Source organism: Clostridium sp. (assembly GCF_036643715.1).
Taxonomy (GTDB): Bacteria; Bacillota; Clostridia; order Clostridiales; family Clostridiaceae; genus Clostridium.
On the sequence record NZ_JAVXRL010000007.1, the window covers coordinates 74623 to 83012 of the forward strand.

Sequence of the window (8390 nt, forward strand, 5' to 3'; positions counted from 1 at the left end):
AATCTACTTAATTAACCCGTTATCAACTAAGAACTTATGTGCCACTGATTCTGGTGACTTACCAAGTTCATCAACTTGATAGTTAAGATCTAACATAGTCTTTTCATCAATCTTTCCAGATAATGAATTAAATACGTCCTTAAGTTCAGGATGTTCTTCTAAAGTTTTATTATTAACTAAAGGTACTGCTTTATAAGGAGAGAAGAAATTCTTATCATCCTCTAGTACTTTAAGATTAAACTTCTTTAAAAGTCCATCTGTTGAGAATGCATCAACTACTTGTGATTCATTATTGCTTAAAGCTGAATATCTTAAACTTCCATCCATTGCTTTAACATTTTTAAATTTCAAATTATAATCCTTAGTAAGACCTACTAATGCATCATCTCTTGTTTCAAATTCTATTGTTGGAGAAAGCACTAAATCCTTACTATGCTTAGCTAAATCTGAAATAGTATTTATACCGTATTTCTCAGCAACTTCCGGCATCATAGCTAATGTATATGTGTTATTAAATCCAATTGGATCTAATAAAGTTATTCCATACTTACTATTCATAACATCTTTTATATGATTATAAGATTTTGCTTCATCTTTTATTGCTTGTTCTTTCATTACACTTAATAAAAGTGTTCCAGTATAATCAACATACATATCTAAATCGCCTGTTTGCACTGCCCCAAAGGCTACTGATGTACCACCAAGATTTAGCTTTCTATCTACATTTAAATCTGTTTTATCTTCAACTAAATCAGCATACATATTTCCTAGTATAAGCTGTTCTGTAAAGTTTTTTGAACCGATTGTTATTGTATCTTTCTTATTTGAAAATATTGAAGTAAATGCAGTAAATAATACTAATATTGCAAGTATTACTCCAATTACTTTAAGAACAATTAAATTCTTCTTTGGCTCTCCCGGTGTTAAACCACTTGGAGTAACTGCACTTTCTATCTTACCGAATATATAATCAACTATTAATGCAAGTATACAAGCTGGTATTGCTCCGGCTAATATCATATTATTATTAACAGTTTGAACTCCAGAGAATACTAAATATCCAAGTCCACCAGCACCAATAAATGCTGCAAGTGTCATAAGACCAACAGCAGTAACTGCTGAAATTCTAACACCAGCCATTATCATTGGAAGTGCAAGAGGTAATTGAATTCTAAATAAAGTTTGGTTCTTTGTAAGACCAATACCTGTTGCAGATTCTAAAATAACTGGATCTATACTTGTAAGACCTGTATAAGTGTTCTTAACAATAGGTAGTAAAGAATAGATAACAACCATAAATATAGCTGGTGTACTACCTATACCAAGTAAAGGAATAAGAAGACCAAGTAATGCCATTGATGGTACTGCTTGAATTAAATTTACAAACCCAACGATAGGTTTTCTTAAAAATGATACTCTAGATACTATAATTCCAAGCGGAACTCCAACTAATATAGCAATTATAATAGCAGTAGATGTTAATGTAATATGTTGATATAGAAGATCAAGTATTTGACTCTTCTGCTCAATTACGAATTGAAAAAAACTACCCAAGAACGCTCACCTCCATTTCAAGGAATTGTTCACTTAAAATTGAAAGTAAACTACTTCTAGTTATTAACCCAACTAACTTTTTAGAATCATTTGTTACTGGAATATATCCAACTGAATGTTCATTCATAACAGCTAATATATCTACTAAGTTATCATTTTCATTTACAGTAAGTAATTCTGTACTCATTACTTTCTCAAGGGGTGTAGATTTTTCTTGAGTTGATTTAATATCCTTAACTGTAACGATACCTCTTAATGTATTTTCTTTATCAACAACTAATAAACTATCAACTTTGCTAGATCTCATAATTTCTATACCTTGAAGTACAGTTCTTGAACCCTTAACAGCAACTGGATCTTTAATCATAATTGCGTCTGCTTTAATGAATTCTGGATTATTCCATACTCTATCAGAGCCTATAAAGTCTCTTACAAAGTCATTTGCAGGATTTCTAAGTATATTTTCAGGGGTATCGTATTGCGCTACTTTACCATCTTTCATAATACATATTTTATCTGCAATTTTTAAAGCTTCATCCATATCATGAGTAACAAATATTATAGTTTTCTTTAATTCTTCATGTAATGTGAATAGTTCTTCTTGTAATGATGTACGTGTTATTGGATCTAATGCACTAAAAGGTTCATCCATAAGTATGATTTCAGCATCAGTAGCAAAGGCTCTTGCAACGCCAACTCTTTGTTGTTGACCACCGCTAAGCTCAGATGGGTATTTGTTTAAATATTGCTTCGGATCAAGTCCTACCATATTTAAAAATTTCTCGGTTGCTTTCTCTATATCTTTTAAAGACTTTTCTTTCTTTAACTTAGGAATAAGTTCTATGTTTTCCTTTGTCGTTAAATGAGGAAATAGTCCTGTATTTTGGATTACATACCCTATTCTTCTTCTAAGGTCTATAGTATTTTCTTTTGATAACGGCTTGCCATCAATGAAAATCTCACCTGAAGTAGGTGTTATTAATTTATTTATAAGTTTAAGTGTTGTTGTTTTACCACAACCACTAGATCCTATAAGTACAACTAGACTACCGCTATCTATCGAAAGCGAAATATCGTCTAATATAACATTGTTACCTAATTTTTTTGTTACGTTTTTTATTTCTATCATAAAAAGCCCCCTTTTCGACAACTGACAACTTATTATGAATTAAAAGTTGTTAGTAGTGATTATATCATCAAAGTTCACAAATTACAAATAAAATTCAAACAATATTCACTTACAGACTGTAATGTACACTATATATTATTTGATTAAAGTTCTTTTTTTATTTCAAAAAATTAAAAAAAGAACTTATATAAATACACCTTTTTTGGTCTATTTTATAAGTTCTACAAAATCTTCTTTTAAAGCACTTTTTCTTTAAATACATCAAGCCCTATTCTATCTATAAAATCTCCAAGTTTTTCTCCTGGATTTCCTTCACATTTATAAATTTCAAAAATTTTATCAACTATTCTAATAGCTTCCTTTTCATCAACATCATAAATTATTACATCTGCCATCCTAGGATTATATCCTGCTGATCCTCCAGCTGTAACAAGGAATCCTGTCTTATCAGCAATTACCCCTACATCCTTTGAGTAAACACCCCCACAAGCATTTCTACAACCTGCAACACCTATCTTACTTCTACATGGCACTTCCATGTATTGATATTTATTTAAAAGTTTCATTCCTGTACTTATTGTATTGAACTTTGATCTTTTGCAATATCCAGCAGGACACATCTCAACATTCTTAACTGTATTTTGCTTTTTAACAGCAGGTTCCATACCAAGTTCTTCCCATATGCTAGGTAAATCTTCACCTTGTAAGTTAGTAATAAGAAGTCTTTGTCCTGATGTTATCTTAATTACTCCATTATATTTCTTTGCAACTTTTGTTATTTTTTCTAATTGCTCTACAGTAATAAATCCACCTGGAATATGAGGCGTTATTCCAAAAGTTCTTTTTCCATCTCTTACTTTCTGAAGGTTGCCATAATGAGTACCACTTACCATAGCTGGCATACTTCCTTTTATATTATTCACCATAAATTCCTCCTATATTATCTATGTAAAATATTCTATTTATTCTAATTTTATTTATATTATATATTACCCCTTAACTTAATGTAGTAACCATAGTTACAACTAAAAAAATAAAGGAACTGCTATTAACAGTTCCTCTTGATTTTATTATATATTAAGATATTTCTAATCCATCTTCTAAAACCACTTCTTTAGCTTTCAACTTCTTAACTGAGTAGAAGAAAATTATTCCTGTTATAACTGATGATAATCCATCACTCATAGCACCAGCTAACCATATACCATTTAACCCGAAAATCTTTGGTAATATTATAAGGCATGGAATTAAAAGAATAACTTGTCTAAGTAAACTTAAAAACATTGATATTTTAGCTTTCCCGATTGATTGGAAGTAGTTTGAACTAACTACTTGGAATCCTACAACAGGCATCATGAATAAATAAATCTTCATTCCATTTGTGGCTATTTGAACTAGTTCTGGATCATTATTAAATATTGCAATAAGTAAATCAGGTGCTACTTGAGTTATGACCCATCCAATCATAACTATTATTGTTGCTGCTATTGCACCATATTTAACTGTTTGCTTAACTCTATCATACTGTTTTGCTCCGTAGTTATAACCTATTATTGGTTGAGAACCTTGGTTTATACCGAATATAGGCATTAAGAATATCATAGCAATACTTGTTATAATAGTCATTGCGCCTATAGCCAAATCTCCACCATATTCTTTTAATGAATTATTTGCTAATACTTGTACAATACTTGATGCAACTTGCATACTAAATGGGCTCATCCCAATTGAGAATATGCTAATTATTACTGCACTTTTTAACTTTAAATTACTAATTCTAATCTTTATTATACTTTTTCCAACAGTGAAATATTGAAGTATCCATACAGTAGTTAATATTTGAGATATTACAGTTGCAATAGCTGCACCTCTAACTCCCATACCGAACCCAAATATAAATATAGGATCTAATATAATATTTGTTATTGCTCCAATAAGCATTGAAAGCATTGCTATTTTAGGACTTCCATCACTTCTTATTGAGTGATTAAGACCAAAGCTTAACATATTAACTATTGTTCCTATGAATATTATTTGCATATACTGTCTTGCATATATTTCAGTATTTGCACTAGCCCCAAACACAGATAGTATTGGATCTAAAAACATAAGTCCAACTATCGTAATTACAATACTTATTATAATTATTAATGTAAATGCATTACCTAAATGCTCTTCTGCTGATTCCTTATCATGTTGTCCAAGTTTTAAAGATACTCTTGCAGCTGTTCCTATTCCAACAAGCATACCAAAAGCTAATATTATAGTCATTATTGGCATTGTTATCCCAACACCAGTTAATGCAAGTGATCCTATTCCCTCTATTCTACCAATATACATTCTATCTATTATATTATATAGAGTATTTACAACCATACCAACAATAGCAGGTATTGAGAAGCTTAATAGAAGCTTCGTAATTTTTTCTTCGCCAAGTCTTTTTTGCTTATTCATATAAATAAAACTACCCCCTTATAAATTATTAGTTATTGATTTTTACCCCTACCTTCTTTAGCATCTCAGCTATTTCCTCTTTTGAAGAAATATCTTCTTTTTTATCAACTAAATTACCATCTTTATTTAAAACTACAATTGTAGGAACTCCTACAACGTTATATTTTTCTGCAAGCGCTACTATTTCCTTATTTTGAATATCATCTGCATTAGCATGTACTATATTAAATTGATCTCCATAATCATCATGTAAATATTTTAAATTTCTCTCGGCATATAAACTATTTTCTACCATCGAAGATTTAAATAATATTACAGTTGGAAGTTCTTTATTTATATCATTCATGCTAGTTACAAATTCAGCTCTACCATATTTTATAGCTTCATATTTGTCTTTTTTGTTAATAGACATAAATAAAACCACCCCTATTATAATGGCCAAAATCACTGCTGTTACTATTATAAGGTACTTTTTCTTCACTAAGTCTCCTCCTTCATATTTTTTTTACAAATATAATCATATCACAAATATAAAAATAAGCCACCCTTACAAAAATAAGGATGACTCATCAAGTAATTAACTAATTACTACTTTACACTGTTTCTTTCAACAATATGGTATGGAAGTACATAATGTGCTTGCTCAAGCTCTTGCTTATTAAGAAGTTTTATTAACATTCTCATAGCAACAGATCCCATATCATAACTTGGTTGACCAACTGTTGTTAACTTTGGATAGAATATTTCTCCAACGTAATTGTTATTGAATCCAATAACGCTTACATCTTCTGGAACTCTAACTCCATTATCTCTTAAGCCGTTTATAACGCCCATTGCTAATTCATCAGTTGCACAAATTATACCGTCGATTTTTTTGTTTGACTTTACAAATTTCTCTGCAGCGTCATTACCGCTCTTAACTTTAAGATCAGCTAAGTGAACTAAATCACTATCGATTGCAATTGAAGCTTCTTTCATAGCTTTCTCAAAACCTATGTATCTGTCACTCCATGCATTTATTTCATTCTTTTGAACTCCAACGAATCCTATGTTCTTTAAGCCCTTATTTAATAGGTATTTTGTACCATCATAAGCACCCTCAACGTTATCTATAGTTACACTTGGAAGTTTACCTTCCTTATCTTTAGTTTCTACAAGGATTGTTTTTAAATCTAATTCGTTGATTAAATCTAAAATTTCATCTTGAAGAGAACTACTCATGTATATAACACCGTCGACCATTTTCTCTTTTAATACTCTTAAGTACTCTTTTTCCTTCTCAACGTCAAAGTCTGAATTTCCAAGTATTATGTTATAATCATATATATTGGATACGTCTTCAGCACCTCTAACGATTTCTGGATAAAATTGACTTGATATATCTGGTATTAATATTCCTATAGTCTTTGTTCTTTGTGTTTTTAAACTTCTTGCAACTATATTTGGTCTATATCCAAGCATCTTTATTGCGTCTAAAACTTTCTTCTTCGTGTCCTCGTTTACAACGTCTATGTCGTTTAACACTCTAGAAACTGTAGCTATAGAAACTCCAGCCTCTCTAGCAACGTCTTTTATTGAAGTAGCCATTTTTTAATCACTCCTAACCACCTTTGATAATTTATTATACTAATATATTCGTCTTATTTCAATGGAAACCCTTCTTTAATTATAGTTTTCCTAAAATTTTTGTAAATATATATTAAAATACTAAAAACAGGCTAGAATCTATGAAATTTCGTATCTAGCCTGCTTTATTTAGATTGTTATCTTACAACTTCAACAGTCATGTTTAACTTTTCACCATTAATAGTTACTTCTGTAAAATCAAATTCTCCATTAAATACTATTTCTTTTGTTAAAGTTTCTTTCTTAATAGTATCTTGGTATTTTTTGATTATATCTATTAACATGTCGTTATTTGAAACATAAAGGTTAATATTGTCTAGAACTTCAAATCCTTTTTCTTTTCTCATATTTTGAATTTTTGAGATGACTTCTCTTACGTGACCTTCTTCTCTTAATTCTTCTGTTATATGAGTATCTAAAACTACTCCGATTCCGCCTTCTCCTGCAAATGCAAATCCTTCAAGGCCTTGCATTGTTACTAGAATGCTTTCAGCGTTAAGTTCAATTTCAGTTCCATCAACGTTTATTATTTCAATTCCGCCATTTTTAATCTTTTGAGCTAATTCCATTTGATTTCTTGATGCAATTTCTTTTCTTATTCCTGGTATTAACTTACCATAAGCTCTTCCTAAAACAGGTAGGTTTGGCTTGATTTCAAAGTTAACATACTTAGAAAGATCTGCTCCAAATTCAATTTCTTTAATGTTAAGCTCATTAGCTATAATGTCACCATAATATTCTGGAAGTGATGTTGTTGATACAAGTATCTTTGAAAGTGGCTGTCTGTTCTTAACATTAGCACCATTTCTTGCACTTCTTCCTAGTTTAACTATTGTGTAAGCTAAATCCATATCATTTTCTAAAGCTTTATCTATAGCTTCTGTATTAACTGCTGGCCAATCGCATAAGTGAATACTTTCTGGTGCATTTTGGTCTAAGTTAACAACTAAGTTTTGATAAATTTCTTCTGTAATGAATGGAACAAATGGAGCTGAAATCTTAGATAAAGTAACAAGTACTCTATTAAGAGTTACATAAGCACCAATCTTATCATCAGTTAATTCTGATGACCAGAATCTTGATCTATTTCTTCTTACATACCAGTTTGATAATTCATCAGTAAATGCTTCTATAGCAAGAGCTGATCCTGTTATGTTGTAGTCATCTAGTCCGTCTCCTACAGTCTTAATTAATGTATTTAATTTTGACATGATCCACTTATCCATTACGTTATCTGATTCGAAATCAGCATACTTAGTTGGATTAAAGTTATCTAAGTCAGCATATAATACGTAGAATGAGTATACATTCCATAATGTACTTAAGAACTTTCTTGAAGCTTCTCCTACATCATCAATTGAGAATCTAGTTGGAAGCCATGGAGCACTTGCAGTGTAGAAATGCCATCTTGTAGCATCAGCACCTTGAGAGTCTAGTACTTCAAATGGATCAACAACGTTGCCTTTTGATTTACTCATCTTTAATCCCTTTTTATCAAGAACATGACCTAAAACTATACAGTTTTCAAATGGGTTTCTATCAAATATTGCAGTTGAAATTGCAAGTAATGTATAGAACCATCCTCTTGTTTGGTCAACAGCTTCTGATATAAATTGAGCTGGGAAGT

General features: G+C 30.7%; 7 protein-coding genes. All 7 read right to left on the reverse strand.

Going from position 1 to position 8390, the window contains the following annotated elements; genetic code table 11:
* Positions 1 to 3: 3 nt before the first annotated feature.
* Complete coding sequence (locus tag RSF37_RS03875) at positions 4 to 1554, reverse strand: ABC transporter permease/substrate-binding protein (RefSeq protein ID WP_332563075.1); 1551 nt, start codon at positions 1552 to 1554, stop codon at positions 4 to 6.
* Entirely contained in the window at positions 1547 to 2683 is a 1137-nt protein-coding gene (locus tag RSF37_RS03880) for a betaine/proline/choline family ABC transporter ATP-binding protein (RefSeq protein ID WP_332563076.1), read from the reverse strand. The genes RSF37_RS03875 and RSF37_RS03880 overlap by 8 nt, the downstream gene beginning before the upstream one ends.
* 236 nt (positions 2684 to 2919) lie before the next feature.
* Entirely contained in the window at positions 2920 to 3609 is a 690-nt protein-coding gene (locus tag RSF37_RS03885) for an NAD(P)/FAD-dependent oxidoreductase (RefSeq protein WP_332563077.1), read from the reverse strand.
* Positions 3610 to 3760: 151 nt separating this feature from the next.
* On the reverse strand, positions 3761 to 5137 hold the full coding sequence (locus RSF37_RS03890) for an MATE family efflux transporter (RefSeq protein ID WP_332563078.1): 1377 nt from the start codon (positions 5135 to 5137) through the stop codon (positions 3761 to 3763).
* Between the two features lie 28 nt (positions 5138 to 5165).
* Complete coding sequence (locus tag RSF37_RS03895) at positions 5166 to 5618, reverse strand: thioredoxin family protein (protein ID WP_332563079.1); 453 nt, start codon at positions 5616 to 5618, stop codon at positions 5166 to 5168.
* A 107-nt stretch (positions 5619 to 5725) separates the two neighbouring features.
* The gene (locus RSF37_RS03900; protein ID WP_332563080.1) at positions 5726 to 6724 is read right to left on the reverse strand and encodes a LacI family DNA-binding transcriptional regulator; all 999 of its coding nucleotides are present in this window, start codon (positions 6722 to 6724) and stop codon (positions 5726 to 5728) included.
* A 176-nt stretch (positions 6725 to 6900) separates the two neighbouring features.
* On the reverse strand, positions 6901 to 8390 hold a 1490-nt coding region (locus RSF37_RS03905), incomplete at its 5' end, for an isoleucine--tRNA ligase family protein (RefSeq protein ID WP_332563081.1).

What these genes read in the sequence shown, in the direction of transcription:
- RSF37_RS03880 (WP_332563076.1), bottom strand. Translation starts at nt 2,683, where the DNA reads ATGATAGAAATAAAAAACGTAACAAAAAAATTAGGTAACAATGTTATA.
- RSF37_RS03885 (WP_332563077.1), bottom strand. Translation starts at nt 3,609, where the DNA reads ATGGTGAATAATATAAAAGGAAGTATGCCAGCTATGGTAAGTGGTACT.
- RSF37_RS03890 (WP_332563078.1), bottom strand. Translation starts at nt 5,137, where the DNA reads ATGAATAAGCAAAAAAGACTTGGCGAAGAAAAAATTACGAAGCTTCTA.
- RSF37_RS03900 (WP_332563080.1), bottom strand. Translation starts at nt 6,724, where the DNA reads ATGGCTACTTCAATAAAAGACGTTGCTAGAGAGGCTGGAGTTTCTATA.